A 25,532-nucleotide genomic window follows, 5' to 3' on the forward strand; every position below is an offset into this window, starting at 1 on the left:
GTTCATATTAGTTTTTTCCCATATATTCGATATGCTTTCTCGTTCGGATAAAAAGAATCTTTTAGCAATTCCCATCCGTTCCGTTCATAAAACTGAATTGCTCTGATATTATTCTCACGTGTGGTCAGGACAGCTGTTTTGTTTGGAGCTGCAGTTAGCAGCTGATTAAGCAGAGCGGTTCCGATCCCTGATCCTCGTACAGAGGGAGCAACTACTAGCTCCACTAATTCGAAGCAATCATCCAGCCAATCCGACTTGCCATTCTCCTGCAGTGCCGGTCTCAGCAGATCATGATAATATTGCCCTGGCCTTGATGTGTATCCATACACCAAACCGACCATATGACTCTTTTCGTCCAGCTTCACTAGGCCCTGATAACCTGGATACCTACTGTGACGGACAAATCGAGGAGCAATATCGGCAAAGCTCACTTGCCACGCCTCTTGGTAAAAAGCTGCAGCCGACTGGATCAGCACATAATTCCCAGCCAATTTCCTGGTTCTCATCCTGCACACGCTCCCGCTTCCTGTTTTTATCTATTATATAGAAAGCTGAATCAATTTGCAGCCTGTCCCTGCATTGTTTGGGAGCGCAAGCTGTAGGATGAAACCTTCTTCTTCTGATATTTGAATACATCTACTCTGTCTGTATATGCATATACCAGAAAACGTCCTTGCTTTGTTTCTATCTCTAACGGTACACCTTCAGGAGCAGGGGCATAATAGTATTTTTCTAAGAAGCTGGCTTCATTGAATTGATCAATAATAAGCTGTGTCTCTTCAGCTGATAGAACCTCGCCATCCCGCTTGACAGTTACATCATAAGACAGCTTCGGATGCAGCTGAAATCTTTTTCCTACTTTATCTACAACCCCACTCGGTAAAGATGCCGCTAAAACTTTAATCAAACTAGCTACAATCAATAAGACTATAAATACCCACGACAAATCTTTTCGCCTCGATTCTAATTAATCGTGCTTATAATAACACAGTTTCAGTAAACGCTCTTCTTCATTTTTGACAAGAAAATGACAGATACGCCTTCTGCCCTATTCATTTAATGGTTCTCAAAACTTATACTGGAAAATGGAGGTAATTACAAATGAAAACACCAAAAATGTTAACGCTGATTTCATTAGTTTTATTGGTTTTAATCTTTATCGCTAGTCTTTTCTTCACGATCACTTTGCCTCAAAATCAATCCATGGAACAGACAGTGGCCCGCTATCTTGAAAACGACCCAAAGTATCAAAGAACACTTGATTCCGGGGAAACTCCTTCTATCAGCCCTGATGAAATGGCTGCTGAAACCATGTCTGCCTTGCAAGTATTCTTTGCCATCCCTACTATATACATAGCCATCATTGCTATCATTGTACTAATAGGCTATACCATCATTTCTAAAAGACCTAAAGGTGCCGCATTAACACTATTCAGCGCGGGAGTTTTATCTCTGGCCACCGTTATCATTCCTGTGCTCTTATTCATTGCAGGCGGTATGCTGAAAAAAAGATCTGCATAAAAAAGTCTTCTCCGGCTTCGGAGAAGACTTTTTTCTATTAGATTCTAACCTTTGATACAAGTAATCCAAGCAAAGCCCCGATGATGGAAGGTACCACCCAGCCAAGACCTACTTCATAGAAAGGCAATACCGTTTGGAAAAGGTCATTAACTGCAGTTATCTGCAAGCCTGCCTCATTGAAACCATCAAAGATACTCACACAGAATGTCAGTATAAGACTGCCGATATATACTTCACGCATTCCGCCGAATAACGGATGCAGGAATGTAAGAAACACCAGACTGATCGTAATCGGATAAATAGCCATCAACACTGGGACTGAGATAGATATCAATTCTGTAAGACCGATGTTCGCTACTACCGCACTGAAGACAGATAGCACAATAGCAAACGTCTTATAAGAAATACGCGGCATTAACTCATGGAAAAACGTTGAACAAGAGGTGATCAATCCAACACTTGTCGTTAGACAGGCAACCGTGATCATCAATCCAAGGAAAATCATGCCCCATGAGCCGAAATAATAATTGGATACATCAGCAAGAATCTCAGCACCATTGCTTAAATAACCAAGCTCACTGACACTGGACGCACCCATGAAGGAAAGCGCTGTATAAATCACAGCAAGTACAACGGCTGCAAGAGCAGTTGCTAACAAGCAAACCTTCATGACCGAGCCTTTGTTCGTGATGCCCTTATCCTTTAAAGCATTTACGATGATGATTCCGAACACACAAGCAACTAGCGCATCTAAGGTCAAATAGCCTTCCTGGAATCCTTTAAAGAAAGCATTTGCCGTATACTCACTTTGGGGTGCATGGAATTTGCCGATTGGGAAAATAATGGCGACAATAACAAGCAAGCTGATAAAAGCCAGTTTGATTGGTGTCAGGAATTTCCCGATTACATCGATGATCTTAGTAGGGTTCATCGATAACAGGCAAGTAATTGCAAAGAAAAGGACCGAAAACAAAATCAACGGAAGCGGACCTGGATCAGCAGGCAAGAATGGTTTTAAACCAATCTCATATGATACATTCCCTGCACGCGGTATAGCAAAAAAAGGCCCGATTGCAAGATATAGAATGATCGTATAAACAATTCCGAATACCGGGTGCACCCTGCTCGATAGTGACATAAGATCCCGCTCGCCTGAATAAACGAAGGCGATGATCCCAATCAGCGGCAACCCGACCCCTGTTACAAGAAAGCCTGCATTAGCTATCCATATATTTTCACCGGCTTGCTGCCCAAGCAACGGCGGGAAAATCAGATTACCCGCTCCGAAGAACAAAGCAAAGAGCATCAAACCAAGAATGACGGTAAATGAACCTGGTACTTTCTTTGACACAAAAAAAACCTCCACTAACTATTCGAATAGTCTGATAAATAACAAAATATTGAGTTTAATAAAATTTTGTCAGATTTTCTGACACAATACTGGTTAGTATAATACTGAATTGTGCAACATTCAAGGAGTTTTTGTTAGGAATCTTCTGTAATTATATGTATAACAAATTTATTCAAACATAAGATCCGCTTTATCAAAGCCTAATACGAATAATTTATCGGTTGTTCCCGACAATAAGCATAAAAGGAACATGATTATGGACTTCCCTAACATTCAAACAAACTTTTGGGATTCTGTTATTGGCATCCCAGCAACACTTGTCCTCACACAACTTCTTAAACTATTTTTACCGTTACCAAAGCAGTATGTGCCTACTGCCGCCATCTTAATCGGTCTGGCACTCTCGATTTTTTACAGTCATCCACATGATTTGATTGCCGGTATTTTTATGGGCTATTTTTATGGCTATGCTGCCATTGGCAGTTATGCCGCTACAAAGACAACTTGGGGAGTTTTTCGGAGGGAGAAGCGGAACTTTTCATAAAAAAACCTCTGCCATATAGGCAGAGGTTATAAGAGATTACTTAGTCGGACTAGCATATACGATTCAGCACTAGGCTAGCTGACAGTATACTGCAGACAAACTATGGAGCAAACAGTTTATCCCAATATGTAGCAGAGTGTTGGCTGGCTTCCGGCATCCACTCCCAAGCACCTGCTTTAATCAAGAGTATATGAAATAATAGACCCGTCAGAAAATTCCTGACGGGTCTATCTTCATTTAACTTGTTTTCGAGTCTTACTCTCTTCAAAAGCAAGTTTAGCTTGCTTCAGGAGTTCCTTGTCTGTCAGCAACCGGTAACCTGTATGTGCTAATGCTTTGGCTCCTTTTAATACGGCTGCATCACCAATTTCAGAACGGGCAGCTTCCCTGAATTCCTCTGTATGGCCAATCAAATCTTCCGGTCCAATTTGAATATAAGGATGCGCAGTCGGTACCTCATAACTGATATTACCTGTATCAGTCGACCCCCGTCCCTTGCCTTTCTTCAAATGAACATACTCTCCTACATTCTCCAATTCTTCCTTGAGCACCTGGTCCAGCACCGAATTCAGGACAAAATCCTTCACTTCATTTTGGAATCTCTCTATCTTGACGCTAGCTCCAGTAGCTAATGCCGCCCCTTGAGCAATATTCCTAACTTTCTCGGAAACAGCTTGTGCTTTTGTCCACGTTTCTGCCCGGATGAAGAATCTTGCTGAGGCATATTCAGGTACGATATTCGGTGCGTCTCCACCGTTTGGAATGATGCCATGTATGCGTATGTCCTGCGGAAGATGCTGCCGTAATGCATTTATTCCATTGAAAAGCTGGATGACGGCATCCAATGCATTGATTCCTTTATCTGGTGAACCTGAAGCGTGAGCTGGTTTTCCGTAGAAATGAAAATCAAGCGGATCGACAGCAAGAAATTCACCAGTAACACTCGTTCTGCCAGAAGGATGAATGATTAAAGCAGCATCAATACCTTTCAGCAACCCATGTTTTACAAAGCTTCCTTTGGCACTGCCGTTTGGTCCGCCTTCCTCAGCAGGTGTGCCGAGAACCGCTACACTACCGCCTGTCTGGTCCAATATTTCTGCCAATGCGATGCCAGCTGCCGTACTAGTGGTGCCGATAATATTGTGGCCGCAAGCATGCCCGATGCCCGGCAATGCATCATATTCGGCGAGGAAAGCGATACGGGGACCTGGTTTACCGCTATCCTTCAACGCATAAAATGCTGTCTCATGCCCTGCTACTCCTTTATCTACCTGAAATCCCGCTTCTTCCAGCAATGCAGTAAGCGTTTCACTGGCAAAAAACTCCTGGTTGCCGATTTCCGGTTTAGCATGGATGGCCTGACTTGTCTGGATATACTTTTCCCCATTTGCGTCTAAATGCAGCGCAACTCGGCTAACCTCGGTGACAGATTTACTCATATCTCATTCCTCCTGTAGTCTTTTCAGATGCTTTTGCAATTCTTCTTTCGGCACATCAACTACGATAGAGCCACCACTCGTATCCTTATCTACTGCTTCCTTCACTGCTTCATCCTGATATAGTTCGACAATTTTCTGGTACGTCTCATTATTTTCATCATCTTTGTTTACCGCGAAAACATTTACAAACGGTGTGATGCTATCATCATTAGCATTCTCTAGATAAATCGGATCGTCTTTCGGATTAAGACCTGCCTGACCTGCAATCCCATTATTGATAAAAGATACTGCTACATCTGGCAGTACACGTGGTGTTTGCTGCGCAACAACAGGTACAATCTCAATATTCTTCGGATTCTCTACTATCTTGGAAGGATCTCCGAATTGGCCAAAATCATCCGCTAATTTGATTACGCCAGCTGCTTCCAAAGCTCGCAGCGATCTAGCTTGGTTGGACGGATCATCCGGGATAGCAATCTTGTCGCCTTCCTTCAATTCATCAAGGCTATCTATTTTCTCTGAATAGGCTCCGATTGGGGCAATGACTGTCGAACCGATTGGCACGATAGTATCACCATTTTCTTTGGCATATTGACTTAGGAAGGCGATATGCTGGAATGAGTTCATGTCGATTTCACCGTTCGCCAATGCTTGGTTTGGCAATGTATAGTCGGAGAATTCTACAAGTTCGATATTGATTCCCTCTTCCTTCGCCTTTTCTTTCAATATCGGCCATTGGTCACCATCAGACCCTGTCACACCGATTTTAACTGTTTGACTGCCATCTGCTGAGCTACTTCCGCATGCTGCAAGGATAAACAAAAAGACTAACGAAACAATTCCTAGTAGAGCTTTTTTCACGTCAATCATCTCCTTAAGATTTTTCTGGAAAGTGTATTGCCGACCCATTGGGCAAGCTGGACAAGCACAATTAAAATAACGACTGTAACAATCATGACGCTCGTATCAAATCGCTGATATCCATATGTCATCGCCACATGGCCGAGACCCCCTCCGCCGACAGTTCCTGCCATTGCGGAGAAATCAATCAGACTGATTGTAATGAACGTCAATCCGAGAACGAGCGGACCGAGTGCTTCCGGAATCAGTATCGTATAAATGATCTGAAGCGGACTAGCTCCCATGGCCTTGGCAGCTTCGATGACACCAGGATCGATACTTATGAAGTTGTTTTCCACAACCCGAGCGATGCTGAATGCTGCTGCTATGCTCATCGGAAAAATAGCTGCCCATGTTCCGATGGTCGTGCCAATCACCTCTCTGGTCAGCGGACTAATCGCAACTAAAAAGATAATGAAGGGGATCGGACGGATAATGTTGATTAGAAAATTAATAATTTGATAAAGAAAAGCATTTTCCAAGATGTTTCCTTTTCGTGTTACAAAAAGTAAAAGACCGATAATAATACCGAAAATTGAACCAATCACCAAAGTGACAGCTACCATCAGGATCGTCTGACCTGTTGCTTCGACGATTCGCGGCCAAAATGTCTGCCAATCTACGCCCATGTTACGTCCACCTCCTCTATTTGTACGATTTCATTCAATTCTTCCACTGCATTGGCCGTTTTCCCAACGTCTCCATCAAAGCTAACAAGTAAGTTTCCGTAGAATTTAGCCTGAATCTCTTGGACGGAACCATAGACGATGTTCACGTCAATATCGTGCTTCCTTGTTACCCGGGATAAGACAGGATCGCTCGCAACCTCTCCTTTAAAGATGATCCGGTACAGTTGCTTCCCGCCTTTTTGTCTCCACTCATCCAATAGTGACGGAGAAGGAAGATCCTGCTGCACGGAACGGATGAAACGCTTCGTCGTCTGATGGGCAGGACTTGTGAATGTATCGAATACTCCTCCTGATTCTATGACCTCTCCATCCTCCATAACAGCAACCTTGTCGCAGATTGACTGAATCACATGCATTTCATGGGTAATCAGTAGAATTGTGATGCCGAATTCCTTATTTACCTTTTTCAGAAGTCGGAGTATCTCCCCGGTTGTATCAGGATCCAACGCTGAGGTTGCTTCGTCACAAATCAAAATATCCGGCGAAGTAGCTAGCGCCCTAGCAATGCCCACTCGCTGCTTTTGTCCTCCCGACAGCTGTTCCGGATAATCCTTTGCTTTATCCGACAGTCCAACGAAGCGGAGAAGTTCTTCTACTCTCTCTTTTATTTTTGCTCGCGGCATTTTTGCCAGTTTCAAAGGATAAGCAACATTACCAGCAACAGTCCGCGAGGTTAACAGATTGAAATTCTGAAAGATCATCCCTATCCTGCGGCGTACTTTCCTGACCTCAGTTGGGCGAAGACTAGCTAAATCCACACCTTGCACTTCCACAGCTCCAGCCGTCGGGTTCTCCAGCACATTCACTAGCCGTAACAATGTACTTTTACCTGCTCCGCTGAAGCCGATAATGCCGAATATTTCTCCTTCCTCGATTGTCAGATTCACATTTCGGACAGCATGCACCTCCCGTTTTCCGATTGTAAAAGTCTTAGATACATCCTTGAACGTAATCATCACTTTTCCTCCCATCAACGCAAAAGAGCCCTCTTTTTCCTTATCCAGAAAAAAGAGGGCTCCACGTATGAAACTTCCTCATTCTCATCTTCCAAACGCTCATAGGCGTTTGCAGGAATTGGCACGGTATTTGTGTAAACCCGTTGCCGAGACGTCATAGGGCCTGATCCCTCGGTCTCTCTGGATAAGAATAAAACAAGTATGTAGTTGTAAGATTTGATTACCATGTTATGGGTTTTCCAATAGAATGTCAATTCATTTTTTGAAAATCTTTTTTTCTTCTTCCCTTGTCGAATAAAAAAAGGCTGCTTACACGCAGCCTTTCAAACATAGTATAATGCTTGTCAAAAGTCACTCTTAGGATTTACAGCCACTTCGAACGAAATAACACGGCCTCCGTCGGCTTCCCAATCAAATATCCCTGCACTAACGCACAGCCATTTTCCTTTAGAAATTCAAGCTGTTCCTGTTCCTCGACACCTTCAGCAACCACGTCCAGATCGAGTTGCTTTGCCATAAGTAAAATCGTTTCAACCAACACTTTATTATTTCGATTGTGCATCATATCGCAGACAAAAGCACGATCGATTTTCAATGTATGAACAGGCAGGCGCTGGATGTACTGAAGAGAGCTGTAACCTGTCCCAAAATCATCGATGCTGATACGAATACCAAGCTGCTTGATATGCTCCAGAACAGCTATAGCATAGGAGTCACTAAATGGGATATTTTCTGTGATTTCCAATTCCAGATAAGCCGGGTCCATCTCATATTCACGCAGTGCATCCTCTAATTCTGCGAGAAAATCGGGATGAAGGAATTGATTGACAGAAATATTAACAGCAAGGCTAATCGGTTCATACTCTTGTGTTTTCCAGCAGCTCCATTGTCTGCACACTTCTCGGATCATCCATCTTCCAAGAGGTATAATGAAACGTGATTCCTCAGCAAGCGGAATGAATGTATTGGGAAACAGCAGCCCTCGCTCCGGATGCTCCCAGCGCATCAATACCTCCGCACCAGAAACAGTATTTGTATCTATACGATATAGCGGCTGAAAGTGAAGCTGGAACTCTCCTCTTTCCAGTCCATACCGCATCTCTTTCTCCAGCTCGAGCTTGGATTGTTCTGCAGGGAGGTACGTCTCATCATAGAATAGCCAACGCTTTCCGTGACTTTTCTTTGCTGCATACATGGCAGTATCTGCTTTAATAGTCAATAGTTCGACATCTTCGGCATGCTGCGGATAAAGACTAATTCCGATACTTGCAGAAACAAATACTTCCTTTCCATGGAGATAAAACACCTGTTCAAGTGATTGAATTAATTCACATACAGTTCTTTCTATCTCAGGAATCTTCGTAATAGGCAACAGAATAAGGAATTCATCTCCACCTTGGCGGAACACCTTTGCTCCTGACACGAGATTCCCTTGCAATCGTTCTGCCACCTTTCTCAGCAGCATGTCCCCGGCACCATGATTCATCGTGTCATTCACCTATTTGAAATGATCCATATCCAAAAAGAGCAAGGAAAAACCGCTTTCGTTCGTCTTTACCCATTCTGAAGCTATCCGATCAAATTCACGACGGTTCGGGAGCCCTGTCAGCGGATCATGAGCAGCAAGGAATTCCGTTCGTTCGATGGAAGCTTCCAATTCTTTATTTTTTTGAAACAGCTCTTCTGTTCGCTCCAATACTTTACCTTCCAGTTCAAGCATGAGCTTTCTATTCTGGAACATTGTATTCATTTGTCGAAAGATGATCAGTAATGTAGAAACAATACAGCCAAGTGCTATTAAATCAAATCCGCCGCCTCTGGCTACGATGAGCGCAAGTAAAACCAAAACGCTGACATTGGAAAACCATAGTCGTGCCGAAAATAGCGGCGTGCTTGCAGTTCGGGATTCCTGCCGGCTCAGTGCATCAAGATCATCCGCAAAGAAAGCTGCACCGCCAATTACAAGCAAACTTGCTGTCCCGAGCCAGTCAATGGGATGTCCAAAGTAATACATATTTTGTAATGCCAAATACAAAAAGACGGTATCAGAAACCAAAAAGAGCAAAAAGCCGATACAAATACAGGCTAGTGCCTTTGACAAACGCTGATAACTGAGGGCATTAAATACACAAATCAAGAAAAATAACACTAGCAAATCGCTAGCTGGGTGACTGATGGCCAAAAGCTGGATGAGAATACCATCCTGCGTTAATTGAAACCAGGTTTGCTTCATCAAAAATTCCCAGCTTAAACAGGCCGCAGCAACGATGATGATCACAGCATCATAGACAACTTCGTAAATTGTCACCTCACCCGCTTTTTGTTTGATCAAGTACAGGAACGCCAATAAACTGAAGATAATCGATACAACCCATAGAACGTCTGCTGCTGATAACAAGATGTTATTTATTCCAATATTGAAATTGTAAAAATAGGAGCTTACCGTTGCTAATAGGCAGCCCAGCAGCGCAAAGCCCAGAAACAGCCAAAACCGCCGCACTTGCCGCTCAGCTTCATGATAAGCACGAAAAGCCCAAAATGCCGGCAGACCGGAACCGATGATTGCAAAGAGACCAGCACCTAGCGCTAGTTCCCGGGGTTCCTGGCGAAATAGAAATAAATAAACTGCAGAAAAAAGCAGGAATAAAAAAACAAAGGTTGTATATGCTTTGATGTTTCTCTTATTTGACTTCTCCAACTGCAGCCTTCTCTCTTGATAGATTGAAATAGTAGCTAAAGTATACGATAACCAAGCATGTTTTCCTATACAGCAAAATAAAAAAGTCGCATCAAAAATGCGACTTTTACTGCTATTCAGCTTTTAGATGCCAGGTATAACTTACGAAGTCCCCAATAAGGTCTGTCGGTATACGAATACCGCTGTACTCCAGTTCATCACCGCTATATATTTCACTTGTGCCAATGATCCGGTAGTCTTTGGCATCGTCCAACCCCTTCATCCGCAAAGAAGCGAGTGGTGCTGCCGGCTCAGCCAGCACACGATAATAACAGATAAAAGCTTCAGTTTTGTCTTCATTCACAAACATCCAAGCCGTTTCATTGCCTTCAAACGGGCTTTTCAAACGATAGAATTGCCCAAACTGAACGAGTCTGCGAATCTCTTTATAAGAAATAATCTGCTGTTTGACAATCTCCTTCTCCTCGCTAGTAAGCTTTGTAAGATCCAGCTCGTATCCAAGATTCCCTGCCATCGCGACATCTCCCCGCATCTCCAATGATGTAAATCGGTGCACTTGATGGTTCGGCACATCCGATACATGAGAACCCATCGAGGCAATCGGATAAAGCAGGCTTGTACCATATTGGATCTTAAGCCTCTCAACAGCATCTGTATTATCACTTGTCCAAGCCTGTGGCATATAATACAGAATTCCCGGATCATGACGGCCGCCGCCGCCTGAACAGCTCTCAAACAGTACTTGCGGAAAACGAGAGGTTATCTCATCCATCACTTCATAGACGCCAAGAATATGTCGGTGTGCCGTTTCCCGCTGACGCTCAGGAGGAAGTAAGGCTGATCCAACTTCAGACAAATGCCGGTTCATATCCCATTTCACATAAGTAATTGGTGCACTTTCCAGGATGTCGGAAACTCGTTTTATAATCTCCTTCCGAACGTCCTGTCTTGAAAAATCGAGCACGAGCTGATCGCGGCTTTCTGTACGATAGCGATGTGGGACATGCAGACACCAGTCCGGGTGCTCCCGGTACAAATCACTGTCCACAGACACCATTTCCGGCTCAAACCAAAGTCCAAATTGCATGCCTAAATCGTTCACACGTTTCGCCAAATCGACAAGTCCGTTCGGCAGCTTTGCCTTATCAACGAACCAATCTCCCAATGATGTAGAATCTGAATTCCGTTTTTTGAACCAGCCATCATCCAATACAAAAAGCTCGATACCGAGCTCACTGCCAGCTTTAGCGATTCCCTCAATCTTATCAGCATCAAAATCGAAATACGTCGCTTCCCAGTTATTAATTAGAATTGGTCGCTCTTTATCTTTGTATTCCCCTCTTACTAAATGCTGCTGATAAAATTCATGCAGTGTATGCGACATTCCCCCTAAACCGTCCGCTGCATAAACAAGCACAGCTTCCGGTGTTTGGAATGTTTCGTTTGGTTCCAGCAACCATGTGAAGTCGAACGGGTTGATACCCATTGTCACTCGAGTCGTCGCAAACTGGTCGACTTCTGCCTGAGCAAGGAAATTACCGCTGTAAACAAGATGAAATCCGAACACTTCTCCCTGTTCTTCTGTTACGTGCTTCTCCATCAAAGCGATAAACGGATGCTGCTGATGGCTGCTTGCTCCACGTGTGCTTTCAGTAGACTGAATACCTGCTTGCAAAGCACGCCTTTCGAGATGCCTTTCCTTCCCCCATGCCCCCGGCATAGTCAGCATGTCATAGTCTGATCGACGGAAGTCTACACTTACACTAGCAGCCTGTAAGAGCTTTAGCTTTTGTTTGCCCTTATTACGGAATTGTGCAGATCTCGCGACCACATCATACTCACTGAAAATTGTATAGAGCAAGACCACTTCCAAATGAAGTAATTTGTCCTCCATGGTTATTTCCAGCGTTTCTGCTCCTTCCTGACCGGCATACGTTGCAGGAAGCCCTGCAAGCTTCGGCTTTCCACTGAATATACGATGAGATTTGTAACGCAAATCGGTTACCGTCGATCCGTTTTCCATTTGAATCTGATAGGCCGGCTTGCGAAAATCCGAATTACCATACTGCGGGTATTCCTGCGGCAAAGCATCCAACGAGAATGTCCTGTCTCGATTGTACGGATTAGGTGAGAAAGAACGATCTATGTACTGCTGCCGATTACTATTACGAAACTGCCTGATCTTCCTCCCCCAATACTGGTGCGTCAAATAACCATCTCGCTCCAGCTGCATAACATAACTAGTCGATTTTCCCTGCAGATGAAAAGTGCGCTGTTCTTCATCGAATCTGATAGCCATCGCTTTTCTACCCCTTTAAAGTGTAATTGGCAACATATACTGTTTTTATTACTGCTTCTATTCTACAAAACTAGTGTTAAAATATTTCTAGTTATCTATTAAAGATTTTCAGTCAATGTCTTTCTATCTAAATTTAACAAAATAAACACAACAAAGAAAGCGCTACCAAAAAAGTTTTGAATTCTTGGAATAAAAAAAGCTACCCCTAAGGATAGCCTTCTAAGTTATTTCACTTCAATTGTCCATTTAGCAGTTGCATCCGTTACAAAGTCTGTGTAATACACTTCGTAAGGTCCTTTTCCGCTAACAGCGTAGAACCCTTTTCCTGATGTATTCTTTCCAGGTTTAATATCCGCCGTTAAATAATCAAGCGCATAGGTTTCCATCAATGTTCCATCTGCATCGTATACTTGGAAATCATACGTATCGAAATACAGATCTTCATCTGTTGCATTTTGAACCGCTACATCAAAGCTTAGCACTTCTGCCGGCTCTTCTTCATATTCGTTACGCTCATCTGTATAGGCTGGATTGCTTAATGTGATGATTGTACCAGCAACATCTACCTTTTCATCTAGTTTAAATTCGCCTAGATCTTCTCCGTCACTTGATGCATTTTCTTCATCATATTCAATGGGCTTGTCATTTTCCATGATTGTAAAACCTGTTAAATCAGTGAATACGATTGTAGGTTCTTTCTCATTGTAATAAACAGAATGCTTATAGAACTGACGGAAAAACGCATCCATGATAGCAGCTGTCATCCCGTTCTCAAGTGTGTCTCCATCCGAATTGTTGAATTCCACTTCTATAGTGTCGTCGTTTGATAGTTTAGCAGAACTGATGGCAATTTCACCATCTTCATCCGGCTCAGACATCGCGTCCAGTAATTTTTTGAAGTCTTTTTTTGACAGATTGACCTTATCCCAATCTTCTTCTGTCATGTTTTCCCAATCCATCTCTTCTAGCTCGGATACGCTTGTTGTCTCTGCAGCACTCGCTTTTTTTTCTTCTTTTACTTTCGTAGCTTCTTCCCCGCCACAAGCACTTAAAATAAATAATAAGACCAACATACTACCAAATAATAACTTCTTCACGTACTCTTATCCCCTTTTTCTCTTTCATACAATATGTATGTAAGCCTATTTTACCATCTTCCAATTTGAAAATATATACTTTTTAAGGGGTTAGTTACTAATTAAGCAGAATAAAGCAAAGACACAGCTTATCTTAACTGTGTCTTTTTTATCTATCTTCAATAACGATATAAGCCGCTTTCACAGGTCCATGGACCCCTACAACCAAGTTCATCTCGATATCTGCAGAGTTACTCGGCCCTGTAATGAAGTTAATACAGGATGCAATAGCTTTCCCTTTCTGTACTTGGTTCGAGATATGCTGAGCTGCCTGGGTCATGCGGGGGACGATGGTGCTTTTCGGTATTAGTGCGATGTATTTATGTGGCAGCAGGCTGACAGTACGGCCTTTCCCCTCACCTGAGAAGAGTACGACTGTCCCTGATTCAGCAAGAGTGATATCGCTGAATGTTATACCGATATTGGCCTTTTCCACAATTCCGATGTTGTCATGGCCAATGGAAGGATCCCATTCATGTACATCTACTCCTTGCTTCGGCCACATCTCAAGCTGTTCACGTAAACCGAATGCTTCGTACCGGGGATCCTGCCAAATGGCTAGCGGTCCGCCGCCATAAGTATCCACAGTTTCGGCCAGCACTTCCGGTAGACCACGCGAATCAGTCTCAATCAGCTCCGTATGGATAAGTCGGCATTGGTCCCGGAGTATATCTACAAGCTCATCCTGGGTTTTATCAGTCAGTGTCTTATCTTGCGGGCGATAGTTCCAGTTTCGCGAGGGTCTTTCTGATAGTACTTCCGTACGGCTGAGGCGACTGGCGACATTTGCAAGGAATCTTTCCCGGTTCTGTATCATGCCTTGCCATTCTCCTTTTCGTGCTGCTTAAACCAATCACGAAATCGTTCTTTGTTCGGAGCAGGAAAATCACGAATTTCGGTCCATGCCTTCAGCGGACCTGGTCCCTTCGAAATGGTTTCATCCTTTGTAAAAGGCTTCATGACAGAGCTCGCCATTTTCGATCCAGCTGCGTACAGCGGGTTGGAGGAAGCTCCAATTCCGAATGCTTTCATAGCCATCCTCTCAGAAATCGGCGCACGCCCTTCCCGCTCAACGATCACTTGTCGATGACGATGCAGCAGCTGATGCAATGGAATTTTTACTGGGCAAGCATCCGTACAGGCAGCACAGAGTGTGGATGCATATGGTAGCTCCTTGAAATCATCGTATCCTCCTAACAGAGGTGTAAGGACCGCCCCGATTGGCCCTGGATAAATGGAGTTATAGGAATGGCCGCCAATATGGCGGTATACCGGACAAACGTTGATACATGCTGCACAGCGAATGCATTGGAGTACCGATTGGAATTCGGTTCCGAGAATACCCGAACGTCCGTTATCTACGATGACAAGATGAAACTCGGATGGACCATCAACCTCTTCTGCTGTTCGCGGACCAGTCAATGCCGTAATATAACTCGTTAGTTTTTGACCGACTGCACTTCTCGTCAGCAGGCCGACCAGTACTTCGAACTCCTCAAATGTAGGTACGATTCGCTCCATCCCCATGACGCAAATCTGCGTATCAGGTAAATCAGACACCATCCCAGCATTTCCTTCATTAGTGACCAGGCCGACAGAACCAGATTCCGCAATGGCAAAATTACATCCTGTGATACCGATATCTGCTTGCAGGAATTCCTGGCGCAGTTTCTCCCTAGCATGGAGTGCTAGTTCTTCCGGTTTGGAGGTAAGCTTGTAGTCCAGCTTCTCGGTAAAAACATCCTTGATCTGCTCTTTGTTTTTATGAAGCGCAGGTGTCACGATATGCGAAGGCGGATCATGGTCGTCCAGCTGCAGAATGTATTCGCCAAGGTCGGTTTCAATGACGTCACAGCCTTCTTGTTCCAGTACACTATTTAAGCCAATTTCTTCTGTGACCATTGATTTGGCTTTCAAAATCTTTTTGGCTCGTTTTTCCTTCACTATACTCTTCACATAGTCATTCGCTTCCTCTGCAGTAGCAGCAAAAAATACATGCCCGCCGCGTTTTTGCAGGTTTTCAGAAAGCTCCTGTAAATAGTAATCGAGATGATCCAGTGTATGCTGACGAATCTCTTCCCCATGAGACCGCCATTCTTCCCAGTTGCCAAGTTCTTCAGCCGCATCCAGTCTTCTTGTCCGCAGGCGTTCCTGAGCTCCGGCAACTGCACCGCGCATGAACGTGTCTTCCATCTGCTTGTTCACATTATCCTTGAACTTTTCATTCCCTATCTTCATCGCCATGCTGCTTTTCCCCCTTACCGACTGTTTAGTACTTCAGCGATATGCATCACTTTGACTGGCTTGCCGCGGCGCTGCATTCTCCCCCCGATATTCATCAGACAGCCACCGTCCGCTCCAATCAGATAGCTAGCTTTTGTTTCGGTTACCGAGTCTACTTTTTCATCAACCATCTGTTCTGAGATATTACCCATCTTCACGGAAAAGGTTCCGCCAAATCCACAGCAATTCTGCGCGTTCGGAAGCGGTTGCATTTCGAGGCCTTCTACATGCGACAGCAGCTTCATTGGTGCATCCTTCACACCAAGAAGACGTGTCATATGGCAAGAAGGATGATATGTCGCAATTCCTTCCAGCTTCGCCCCAACATCTTCTATTCCTAGTACATCCACAATAAACTCCGTCAGCTCATACGTCTTATCCGCCAGCCGTTCTGCACGCGGACGCCACTCAGGGTCATCCTGGAACACATGCTGATAATCCTTGAACATCGTGGCACAGGATCCTGACGGTGTGACGATAACCTCGGCATCCTCAAACGTCGCAATCATCTTCTTCATTGCCTTCTTGGCATCTTCTACATACCCGGAATTATATGCCGGCTGTCCGCAGCATACCTGCCCCGATGGAAACACAATCTCACAGCCGAGTCTTTCCAGCACTTCGACTGTGGCTATCCCCACATCGGACTGGAACATATCCACAATACACGTCGCAAATAATGTAACCCTCATCCCGTCACCCCATAGGTAAGGTCATCAGATGACCTGTTTAATTGTCTGCTTTCATCATACTACAACCGCTTACATTTTCCAACTCCTGCATATACAGAAAAAGCCGACCTTAGTCGGCGGCTCGTCCTATTCCATATAATTACGCAGTACTCCTTCTACATATTCCAAGTGTGCAACCATGGCAAGCCTTGCCTGCTCTGGCTGTTTCGTACGAATTGCATCCAGAATGGCTTCATGCTGCTTATTCAGTTCCTCCGGAGCTGCATTTTCACCAAATAAGCAGATCTGCCTTGTTTCGCGCATGGATTCCCCTGTTAAATCCGATACATGATGCATGAGACGCAGAAGCAGTTTATTTTGGGCTGCATGCGCAATTGTCATATGAAAAGCAAGATCTGCTTTTTCTCCCTTTTCGGGATCACCTGCGAATTCTTTCATCTCCGCTAGCGCTTGTTCCATCTGCACTAGATCTTCATCTGAGCGATTCAATGCAGCAGAAGCTGCAATACCTGTTTCCAGTATGTGACGAACTTCCATTAATTCAGTCCGATCCTCTTCGCTCATAAGCAAGGCATGCTGAAGGGGGTAAACGATTTCTTCTGGTTCAAACGCTTTCACGTAGGTACCTTCGCCCTGTTTCATTTCCACCAAGCCCATTGCCCGCAGGGTTGCCAGTGCTTCCCTTATTGCGGAACGCCCGACTTGAAAGTTCTCAGCCAACTGTGTGACGCTGGACAGTTTTTCTCCCGGCTTCAGCTTACCTTCCCGTATCATCGAAAGCAGCTCATCTGCCACTTGTTCATATATCTTCTTGGGTTTGATTTGTTTGTATTTCATTGGGTTCTCACCTCCCCCTCATTATAAACGGAAATTTTCCAAAATTTCATTGCATTTTCAAAAAAGCCCACTTTATAATGTAAACAGGTCATCAGATGACCTTATTTTTGCTTTCAAATTGAAAACGCTTACCTAAAGAGGGGATGAAAGGACGATGAGTTTACTTGTATTATCTTTAATCGCTTTAGTGCCAATCATGACGATTTTATTATTTCTAGTTATCTTAAACTGGCCAGCCAGCAGGGCGATGCCGATTGCACTTGTCGTAACAGCATTGATTGCTGTTTTCGTTTGGGGGACGAGAACAAATGTGGTGGCAGGCGCTGCTTTTAACGGCTTAATTACAGCGCTTGAAGTTATATTCATTGTATTTGGGGCTGTTCTGCTACTAAACACGGTGAAGAAGTCCGGTGCAATCCACACCATTCGTCGCGGCTTTATGACTATTTCACCTGACAGGCGCATCCAAGCAATTCTAATTGCATGGTTGTTTGGATGCTTTATTGAAGGTGCCGCTGGGTACGGTACAGCTGCTGCCATTGCTGCCCCACTTCTTGTTGCTGTTGGATTCCCTGCTATGGCAGCTGTTCTTGTATCCTTGATTATCCAAAGTACTCCAGTTTCCTTCGGTGCTGTTGGAACGCCGATTCTTATCGGGGTCAATACAGGACTGACTGACCAGCAATCTGTACTATCCAGTTTACAACAAACTGATATGAGCTATTTTGAATACTTGCTTTATATAACATCGGATGTGGTACTCGTCCACGCTATAGTCGGATCCATCATCCCACTTTTCGTCTCTGCCACGCTTACACGTTTCTTCGGTCCTAACAAATCCTTTTTGGAAGGTTTGCGAGCATGGAAGTTCGCTTTATTTGCCGGATTTGCCTTCACCATCCCGTATTACTTGATCGGGATTCTGCTCGGACCTGAATTCCCTTCTTTACTTGGCGCGCTCATAGCTTTGCTGATTGTTATACCGGCTGCACGCCAAAAATGGTTTATGCCAAAAGATAAAGTCTTCGATTTCCCAGAACAAAATCAATGGGAAGAAGAATGGATAGGTAAACTCAATCAAATAGCAACAGAGGAGAAACCTGTACGCACCATTCCGATGTGGATGTCATGGCTTCCTTATATTTTGGTCGCGGGAATACTTGTATTATCCCGTTCCTATGATCCGTTCAAGCAGCTACTTGAATCGTGGAAGATTGTATTTACAGACACTTTCGGCTCAGGGATAACTACTACCTCAACTCCGCTTTATTTGCCTGGGTTCCTATTCATCGTTGTCTCCGCGATCACCTTCTTCTTACATCGCATGAAGTTAGATGAATATAAAAATGCCTGGAAGGATTCTTTTAAAACAGCTGTCAGCGCTGGTATTGCTCTGCTGTTTGCTGTACCGATGATCAAAATTTTCCTTAACACCTCACTAGCCGCCGACAAGGTGAATGCTGCTACAGAAGCTCTTACCGGGCAAAATATGCCGCTCATCCTTGCTGAGTCTGTGGCTATGGTCACTGGAAGTTTGTGGCCGATCGTTGCACCTACAGTTGGAGCATTAGGAGCCTTTATAGCAGGCAGTAACACATTCAGCAATATGATGTTTTCCCTGTTCCAATTTGGAGCTGCCGGAAATATTGGTCTCGATGTACATCAGGCTGGAACTGTTGTAGCCTTGCAGGCAGTCGGCGGAGCGGCTGGTAATATGATTTGTGTTCATAACATCGTTGCCGCTTCCGCAACTGTAGGATTGGTAGGTAAAGAAGGTTCACTCATCAGAAAAGCATTATTGCCGATGTCTTATTACGTACTGGCAGCTGGATTCCTTGGTATGGCTCTTATCCATGGCATTCTGAACATCTGGCTTTTCCTGTACGCAGTCATCGTAATGCTTTATATACTGCGTTTGATCACCGCTAAAAGTGCGCTGCAGCCCGCAAATTAAAAAAGCTTCCCAGCCGGGAAGCTTTTCACTTAACTACAAGTCCTATCAATGACGCTAATTGGATTGCCTGATTAGGAGAAACGATGCAGCCTTTCAGATTTTCAATAGATACAGTCAACTGCTGAAAACTACTTGTACTCAGATCGATTCCTTTGAGAGCTGTCTGTTCAAAGTTCGCTTCATTCAAATCACAATCAGTGAATTCTACTTTTTTCATCCGATTAGCATAGAAGTCCGCCCCTTGCAGTCCACAGGAGGAAAATATTACTTTCTCCATCTTTGATTGGCCGAATGATACAAGATTCACTAATGAATCACGGAATGAGACATTACCAAGACTAGACTCGGTCATATCAGCTCCAAGCATCTTACAGCCTTGGAATTCCACTCGATGAATCGAAGACTTGCTCATCTTCACATTCGAAAAATCACAATTCTCGAACCGTACATCCAGCAAATCCATTCCGGTGAAGTCTGTGTTATTGAAACGACTATTGCGAATTATTACTTTCGACAATCGCAGACGGTCGACTGACTCATTCGCAAAATCCGCTTGCTGTACCTGACACATTTCCAATTCAGGTTCTTCCTCAAAGAAGATATCGTGCATCCTTTTCTCAGGCAATTCCATCGCTAATTTCGGTTTATCAATCTGCATGATCTCTATCCTTTACTTTGGATTCTTTCCATTTGCTGTTTACAGTCTATCATACGGTGTCAATAGAAAAGAGCCCGCCTTAAAGGCGAGCTCTCCATCAAGCTGCTTCCAGCTCATTCTCTTTTTTCGGTCTGTGCTGCAGATTAGATACAATCCATCCGATAACACCGACAACAACTAGATAAATCAACAGATCCACAAGCTGATTACCTAGCACCGACCAATTACCGAGCGTGATCGCTTCCTGCAAGCTATGCAAGGAATGTGCCATCGGCAAGTATTGCCCAACAGATGCCAATGCAGACACAGACAACTCACTCGGGAAGGTTCCGCCACAGGTTGCCAGCTGAACGACTAACAGCACAATGGCCAGCAGTTTCCCTAGGTTTCCGAATAACGTCACGAGCGTAAGAATGATCGTCATGACCGTCATAGACACGATGATACTGGACAAGAAGAACAATGGAATACTCTTCACATCAACTTGGAATCCGAACAAGAAGATTAGATCGAGTATAACTGCTTGCACAATTGCCACAACGTATACCAATGTTAATTTACTGAAGAACTGTACCGTACCGGATACTTGCATATCCTGTCTTCTGCCAAGCGGTAGGATGTTGGCTGCCATCAAACCACCAACAAACAAAGCAAGTGACAAGAAGTACGGCGCAATGCCGACGCCATAGTTCGGTACATCTGACAGTTGTTTTTCAGTCAGCTTAACCGGATCAGCGAACATAGTAGTCAGTGCATCACTAGACTGAATGTTACTTGTTTTGTCAGCCGCATCCTGCAGGCTGGTCGCAAGCTCACTTGAGCCATCGGACAGCTTACTCATACCGTCGTCAAGCTGTGCTGCTCCATCTGACAGTTCATTTGTACCAGAAGCCAGCTGCGTTGCACCACTCTGCAAGGATCCGAAGCCTTCCGTATAATCATTAAAGCCATTATTCAAATCTGTTGCGCCGCTGGCTAATTTATCTGCTCCGCTGACAGCTGAACCTAGTTTCTCGTTGAAAGTGTCCATACCATCTGCTAACTTCTGCTCGCTTCCAGCCAGCTTATCCGCACCTTCACCGAGCTGCTGCTGACCGTCTGCTAATTTAGCAGATGCGTCCGCCAGCTGATCAGATGCAGCTGCTATTTGCTGGAATGTCTTATCGTCTTTAAGCTCTGGATGTTCTTTCATATATGATGCAACCAGTTTGCTCAAGTCTTCAGATCCAGACGTGAACGAGTCCTGGCTATCCGAAAGTTTATCACTTTGAGCTTTCCAATCAGCCAAGCCATCTGCTACCTTATCTGTATTCGTCTGTAAGGAGGATGCTCCTTCATCCAATTGACCTAAACCGCTCGCCAAATCAGATGCACCTGTATGCAGACTGCCGATGCCATCAGAAAGTTTGCCTTCAGCACCTGCCAACTGGTCAGCGCCGTCTGCTAAGTCGGACGCACCAGTTTTCACATCACCGATACCATTTTGCAGATCTTTCATACCGCTCTGCTCATCTGTAATCCCTTTATTGAGATCACCTGCTCCATCACCGGCATCCTGTAATCCGTCTGCTACTTCATGGAAGCTTGTGAACACACTGTCAGCATACGATTTCGTAATGCTGCTAGCCAATTTTGTTTTCATTTCTTCCATCGCAGAAGAACTGATCTGTGCAGCTACAAAGTTTTTCCCTGGGTTGACTTCATACGTAAGCTCCGCTTGTTCGGGTTTGTCATCCATCAAGGTTGTCACTTTTTTAGAAAAGTCTTTCGGGATGGTCACTTTCATATAATACTTGCCATCATCCAGTCCATCTTCTGCCTTCTGGTCTGAAACGAAATCGAAGTCCAGCGCCTTGCTTTTCTTCAATTCTTTAATAAAATCATCACCTGCATGCATCTCTTCCCCATCCATGCTGGCTCCATCATCCTGGTTAACCACTGCCACTGGTAAATCTTCGATATGACCATATGGATCCCAGTAACCGCCGAGGAACAGCGAAGCGTAAATGACTGGAATAATCAACAAGAAAATAAGTGCGATTCGCCCATGCTTATGCTGAAACATCCGCTTTATATCAAAAAAGCCTAATTTTAATCCTTTCATAATTTCCCTCACCTTTACTTTGTGAAATATTGAGCATCTAAATAGCATAACGGCTCTGATGCATAATGTATAATATATATATCATTATAAATAATAGCTTTTAGACTATCCGAAAGAAGGATGAACGTGGAATTACTACAGCTGCACTATTTTATAAAAGTTGCCGAACTAGAGCACATGACACATGCTGCAGAAGCATTGAACATCGCACAGCCCTCACTCAGTAAAGCAATCAGCCGCTTGGAGGAAGACTTAGGAGTAAAGCTATTCGAGCGATACAACCGACAAATTAAATTGAATGAGAACGGCAAGATATTTCTCCGACGCGTTGATGCTGCCCTTCATGAGCTGCAAGAAGCACGACGGGAACTGAATGAAACAAATCAGAAAGCTGATCATACAATTCGGCTTTCCGTTACGATCCCACGTGTATTACCTGATCTAATCAGCGGGTTCCTAAAGGAAGAGTCTCAGGTCCACTTCAAGCAATACGTACAGTCCGTGCCTTTAATGACAGAGAAGCTGCGCAGCGGTGAGCTCGATTTCTGCATCTCCTCCGTTCCGATTCAAGCTGAGGATATCAAGTGGCAGCCGCTCATGACTGAAGAGATACTGTTGATTGCTCCTCCCGGTCACTGGCTTGAAACAAAAAGCTATATCTCCCTACATGAGCTTCGTGATGAAGCCTTTGTCAGCATGAATGAAGGCTATGGCATCCGAAATTTAACGGACAATTATTGTAAGCTAGCCGGTTTCCAGCCTCATATTGCCTTTGAAGGAGACGAACCCGGTGTCATTGGAGAACTGGTAAACAAGGGCCTAGGTATAGCTTTCATCCCGTCCGTTTCATTAATTGGAAATAAAACCGCCCACTTACCTGTTATTCGACTGCAGGATCCTATCAGTGAACGTACAATCGGCTTGGCTTGGTCCACCAGAAGATATCTTAGCCCAATAGCAGAGAAATTCCAGGATTTCTTGTCTGATTACTTTACAGTCTTAGAAGAAGAATTGCGCAAAACAGCAGCTCTCCGAAGCAGCGAAACATAAGGAAGAGGTTTTTAGGAGATTAACGCAGAACTGTAGAAAAAAGGAGGGATGACTGACTGTGAAGAAACGTCAGGAGATATTGCTCGGACAACTGAAAACTTATCGTACAGAACTTTTGCAAGTAGCTAAAAGCTTCACCCAAGAAGAGACAGACATTATTCCGCATGGTTTTCGGAATAATGTCAGATGGAATTTGGGGCATGTTTTTCTGGATCAATATTTATGGATCCAAGCATTATCTAAAGAAGAACCACCAATTCCAGATGGATTTAAGGAATGGTTTGGATTTGGTACTACCCCTGCTGATTTTACTGAGAAGACTCCCGCATATACTGATCTAATAACCTTCCTGGAAGCACAGCCCGATCAGATTAGTGAGATGTATCGCGACCGTCTTGATGAAGAATATCCCGCAATCGATATGGGAATGCAGACAATCGAGCAGGTTCTAATCAGGACGATATTCCATGAAGGGATGCATCTACAGGCAATTATTTCTATTAAAAAAGCATTAAAAAACCAAGCAGCACAAACGAAATAGCTGTCTTATTGTTGACTACCTGTTCATTTAAAGATATTATAGACTCATCGAATCTACAATAAAGAGGGTGAGACATTGAAATATTCCAAAGCAACTAACTATGCCCTCCATACAATTGCATATCTAGGTTTACTGCCTTCGGGAAAAGCAATCGGTGTTAAACCTTTGGCCGAAATACAGAAGGTGTCTCCTACCTACCTTTCAAAAGTTTTAACGACTCTCGTCAAAGCTGGGCTGATTGTTTCTGCCCCCGGTGTAAAAGGCGGCTATAGATTGATAAAGGGCGTTGAGGACATTACTTTTCTGGATGTTGTGCAAGCAGTGGAAGGATTGAATCCGTTATTCCACTGCAGCTTGGATAACCATGTACACGACAATGAAAATTGCTTCATTCAGCAAACCATGAACGAAGCTGAGAAAAAGATGGAAGACCACTTGCATTCCCAAACGATTGCACAAGTACTTAAAAAAATCGACCAACGCGTTTCGGATTATCTTAAATCTGAAGCAGGTTGATTTTTTTTACACCAATTGTAGATATAAATAGTCTTTAATATCTTTAAAATAAAAAGGAGGAATTAATTATGTTGGATTGCGCTATTATCGGCGGTGGACCTGCTGGCTTGAATGCAGCACTTGTATTAGGAAGAGCCCGGAGAAATATCGTACTCTTTGACAATGGAAAACCAAGAAATGCAGTAACACAGGAATCGCATGGTTTTATTACGAGAGATGGGATATCTCCTTCTAAGTTTCGAGAATTTGCGCACGAAGATTTGAAAAAGTATCCATCCATTGCAATAGAGGATGCAGAAATCGCGGAAATCAAAAGACTAAGCGATACTACCTTTCAATTAATGGCTAGGAATGGCGATATTCATACGACTAAAAAAGTCATCCTCGCAACAGGTCTGAAGGAAACCTTACCAGATGTCCCCGATATCCATGGCTATTACGGCAAAAGTCTCTTCAGCTGCCCTTATTGCGATGGCTGGGAATTAAGAGACAAGCCTTTAATTGTGCTTTCCGAAAATAAATACGCCGTCCATATGGCGAAAACACTTTCTCAGTGGAGCAAGGATTTGATTGTCTGCACCAATGGACATTCTGTAATCGAAGAAGCAGAAGCACAGCTGCTTAAAAAGCATGGAATACGCATCATAGAAGAAAGGATCAAACAGTTGCATGGTAATGATGGCCAATTGGAACAAGTTACTTTTGCAGATGGAACCAAAATAGAACGATCAGGTGGAATCGTTACAACTGAACTGGAACAATCCCACTCCTTCATCTCTTCTCTTGGTTGCGATAGCACGCAAAATGGCGGCATCCTTGTCGACGATTTTGGCAGGACTACTGTTGAAGGCGTGTATGCAGCTGGAGAAGCATCTAACAACGGTCCATCTCAACTAATTATTGCAGCAGCACACGGAAGCCGAGCAGCTGCCGGCGTAAATAGTGATTTAACCATGGAAGCATTTCAATAATCTTAAGCCCTCCAGTTCGAGGGCTTTTACTTACTTGGTTGCTGTGAAAGGACTATTTACTAACTTCTATCAAAAAGATTTTCTCTTCAAATTCGCCGCGCTCTTCTTTCTTTTGCTTACGCGCGTATTCGATATCTTCTAATGATATATCCTTTGCATCAAGGAGAGCGTGCAGCACCTCCAATAAATCAGCCGCTTCTTCTACAACTTCATTATGTTCCTCTGCTTTCAAAATTTCGTTAGCTTCCTCTAACAGTTTAAGCCTCAATTCTTCTACATATCTATCTTTATCAAGAACTTTAGTCTTAGGTACTTTCCCTGCTTGCTGAATAATGGCTGGAATATGATCACGCACAAGCTTGTTGTAAGTTGGCATACTTATCTTCCCTTCCG

24 protein-coding genes, 1 pseudogene and 1 riboswitch are annotated in these 25,532 nt (G+C 43.9%); of the genes and pseudogenes, 7 read left to right on the forward strand and 18 right to left on the reverse strand.

Going from position 1 to position 25,532, the window contains the following annotated elements; genetic code table 11:
* Positions 1–2 precede the first annotated feature (2 nt).
* Positions 3–506, reverse strand: a complete 504-nt coding sequence (locus CHH48_RS16090; RefSeq protein WP_095220332.1) for a GNAT family N-acetyltransferase — start codon at positions 504–506, stop codon at positions 3–5.
* 50 nt (positions 507–556) lie between these two features.
* Complete coding sequence (locus CHH48_RS16095; protein WP_095220333.1) at positions 557–946, reverse strand: YfmQ family protein; 390 nt, start codon at positions 944–946, stop codon at positions 557–559.
* A 155-nt stretch (positions 947–1,101) separates the two neighbouring features.
* On the opposite strand from CHH48_RS16095, the gene CHH48_RS16100 reads away from it, so the two are divergent.
* On the forward strand, positions 1,102–1,521 hold the full coding sequence (locus CHH48_RS16100; protein ID WP_095220334.1) for a DUF4064 domain-containing protein: 420 nt from the start codon (positions 1,102–1,104) through the stop codon (positions 1,519–1,521).
* Positions 1,522–1,558: 37 nt separating this feature from the next.
* Here CHH48_RS16100 and brnQ read toward each other — a convergent pair whose 3' ends face one another.
* Positions 1,559–2,872 (reverse strand): branched-chain amino acid transport system II carrier protein, encoded by a 1,314-nt coding sequence (gene brnQ, locus CHH48_RS16105; RefSeq protein WP_095220335.1) that lies wholly within the window; start codon positions 2,870–2,872, stop codon positions 1,559–1,561.
* Positions 2,873–3,128: 256 nt separating this feature from the next.
* Between brnQ and CHH48_RS16110 the strand changes: the two genes are divergently transcribed.
* Positions 3,129–3,416, forward strand: a complete 288-nt coding sequence (locus tag CHH48_RS16110) for a hypothetical protein (protein WP_095220336.1) — start codon at positions 3,129–3,131, stop codon at positions 3,414–3,416.
* A gap of 233 nt (positions 3,417–3,649) precedes the next feature.
* On the opposite strand, the gene CHH48_RS16115 is transcribed toward CHH48_RS16110, so the two are convergent.
* The 12 genes and pseudogenes from CHH48_RS16115 to CHH48_RS16170 form a co-directional block, all read right to left on the reverse strand.
* Positions 3,650–4,855 (reverse strand): M20 family metallopeptidase, encoded by a 1,206-nt coding sequence (locus CHH48_RS16115; protein ID WP_095220337.1) that lies wholly within the window; start codon positions 4,853–4,855, stop codon positions 3,650–3,652.
* Positions 4,856–4,858: 3 nt separating this feature from the next.
* Positions 4,859–5,716 (reverse strand): MetQ/NlpA family ABC transporter substrate-binding protein, encoded by an 858-nt coding sequence (locus CHH48_RS16120; RefSeq protein ID WP_176466475.1) that lies wholly within the window; start codon positions 5,714–5,716, stop codon positions 4,859–4,861.
* 5 nt (positions 5,717–5,721) lie between these two features.
* Entirely contained in the window at positions 5,722–6,384 is a 663-nt protein-coding gene (locus CHH48_RS16125; protein WP_095220339.1) for a methionine ABC transporter permease, read from the reverse strand.
* Positions 6,375–7,400, reverse strand: a complete 1,026-nt coding sequence (locus CHH48_RS16130; RefSeq protein ID WP_095220340.1) for a methionine ABC transporter ATP-binding protein — start codon at positions 7,398–7,400, stop codon at positions 6,375–6,377. Before CHH48_RS16130 ends, CHH48_RS16125 begins: the two co-directional genes overlap by 10 nt.
* Positions 7,401–7,481: 81 nt before the next feature.
* Positions 7,482–7,591, reverse strand: a riboswitch (SAM riboswitch).
* A 173-nt stretch (positions 7,592–7,764) separates the two neighbouring features.
* Entirely contained in the window at positions 7,765–8,595 is an 831-nt protein-coding gene (locus tag CHH48_RS16135) for a putative bifunctional diguanylate cyclase/phosphodiesterase (protein WP_342747561.1), read from the reverse strand.
* Positions 8,578–9,633: pseudogene (locus CHH48_RS19965) on the reverse strand (diguanylate cyclase domain-containing protein); the annotation flags it as partial. The pseudogene CHH48_RS19965 and the gene CHH48_RS16135, both read right to left, overlap by 18 nt.
* 577 nt (positions 9,634–10,210) lie before the next feature.
* Positions 10,211–12,397 carry an alpha-galactosidase gene (locus CHH48_RS16145; RefSeq protein ID WP_095220343.1) on the reverse strand — a complete coding sequence of 729 codons (2,187 nt, stop codon included), beginning with the start codon at positions 12,395–12,397 and terminating at the stop codon, positions 10,211–10,213.
* A gap of 224 nt (positions 12,398–12,621) precedes the next feature.
* Positions 12,622–13,494 (reverse strand): DUF4352 domain-containing protein, encoded by an 873-nt coding sequence (locus tag CHH48_RS16150; protein ID WP_095220344.1) that lies wholly within the window; start codon positions 13,492–13,494, stop codon positions 12,622–12,624.
* A 148-nt stretch (positions 13,495–13,642) separates the two neighbouring features.
* Complete coding sequence (locus tag CHH48_RS16155) at positions 13,643–14,350, reverse strand: LutC/YkgG family protein (RefSeq protein ID WP_095220345.1); 708 nt, start codon at positions 14,348–14,350, stop codon at positions 13,643–13,645.
* Entirely contained in the window at positions 14,347–15,777 is a 1,431-nt protein-coding gene (locus tag CHH48_RS16160) for a LutB/LldF family L-lactate oxidation iron-sulfur protein (protein ID WP_095220346.1), read from the reverse strand. Before CHH48_RS16160 ends, CHH48_RS16155 begins: the two co-directional genes overlap by 4 nt.
* A gap of 14 nt (positions 15,778–15,791) precedes the next feature.
* Complete coding sequence (locus CHH48_RS16165; RefSeq protein ID WP_095220347.1) at positions 15,792–16,508, reverse strand: (Fe-S)-binding protein; 717 nt, start codon at positions 16,506–16,508, stop codon at positions 15,792–15,794.
* 126 nt (positions 16,509–16,634) lie between these two features.
* Entirely contained in the window at positions 16,635–17,345 is a 711-nt protein-coding gene (locus tag CHH48_RS16170; protein ID WP_095220348.1) for a FadR/GntR family transcriptional regulator, read from the reverse strand.
* 154 nt (positions 17,346–17,499) lie between these two features.
* Between CHH48_RS16170 and CHH48_RS16175 the strand changes: the two genes are divergently transcribed.
* Positions 17,500–19,299: an L-lactate permease gene (locus CHH48_RS16175; protein WP_095220349.1), complete on the forward strand. Its 1,800-nt coding sequence runs from the start codon at positions 17,500–17,502 to the stop codon at positions 19,297–19,299.
* Positions 19,300–19,324: 25 nt separating this feature from the next.
* Here the strand turns inward: CHH48_RS16175 and CHH48_RS16180 are convergent, their stop codons facing one another.
* Both CHH48_RS16180 and CHH48_RS16185 read right to left on the reverse strand, forming a co-directional pair.
* Positions 19,325–19,957 carry a pentapeptide repeat-containing protein gene (locus CHH48_RS16180; RefSeq protein WP_095220350.1) on the reverse strand — a complete coding sequence of 211 codons (633 nt, stop codon included), beginning with the start codon at positions 19,955–19,957 and terminating at the stop codon, positions 19,325–19,327.
* 97 nt (positions 19,958–20,054) lie between these two features.
* The gene (locus CHH48_RS16185) at positions 20,055–22,061 is read right to left on the reverse strand and encodes a YhgE/Pip domain-containing protein (protein WP_095220351.1); all 2,007 of its coding nucleotides are present in this window, start codon (positions 22,059–22,061) and stop codon (positions 20,055–20,057) included.
* A 126-nt stretch (positions 22,062–22,187) separates the two neighbouring features.
* Here CHH48_RS16185 and CHH48_RS16190 point away from each other — a divergent pair, with 126 nt between their 5' ends.
* The 4 genes from CHH48_RS16190 to CHH48_RS16205 all read left to right on the forward strand — a co-directional run bounded on the left by CHH48_RS16190 (position 22,188) and on the right by CHH48_RS16205 (position 25,139).
* The gene (locus CHH48_RS16190; RefSeq protein WP_095220352.1) at positions 22,188–23,111 is read left to right on the forward strand and encodes a LysR family transcriptional regulator; all 924 of its coding nucleotides are present in this window, start codon (positions 22,188–22,190) and stop codon (positions 23,109–23,111) included.
* 58 nt (positions 23,112–23,169) lie between these two features.
* Positions 23,170–23,652 carry a DinB family protein gene (locus CHH48_RS16195; protein WP_095220353.1) on the forward strand — a complete coding sequence of 161 codons (483 nt, stop codon included), beginning with the start codon at positions 23,170–23,172 and terminating at the stop codon, positions 23,650–23,652.
* Positions 23,653–23,727: 75 nt separating this feature from the next.
* Positions 23,728–24,168: an Rrf2 family transcriptional regulator gene (locus CHH48_RS16200; protein WP_095220354.1), complete on the forward strand. Its 441-nt coding sequence runs from the start codon at positions 23,728–23,730 to the stop codon at positions 24,166–24,168.
* A 68-nt stretch (positions 24,169–24,236) separates the two neighbouring features.
* Complete coding sequence (locus tag CHH48_RS16205) at positions 24,237–25,139, forward strand: NAD(P)/FAD-dependent oxidoreductase (RefSeq protein WP_342747560.1); 903 nt, start codon at positions 24,237–24,239, stop codon at positions 25,137–25,139.
* 52 nt (positions 25,140–25,191) lie between these two features.
* Here CHH48_RS16205 and CHH48_RS16210 read toward each other — a convergent pair whose 3' ends face one another.
* Positions 25,192–25,515, reverse strand: a complete 324-nt coding sequence (locus CHH48_RS16210) for a nucleoside triphosphate pyrophosphohydrolase (RefSeq protein ID WP_095220356.1) — start codon at positions 25,513–25,515, stop codon at positions 25,192–25,194.
* Positions 25,516–25,532: the final 17 nt, after the last annotated feature.

The sequence above is a fragment of the Terribacillus saccharophilus genome, from assembly GCF_002272075.1.
GTDB classification, from domain to species: Bacteria; Bacillota; Bacilli; order Bacillales; family Amphibacillaceae; genus Terribacillus; species Terribacillus saccharophilus_A.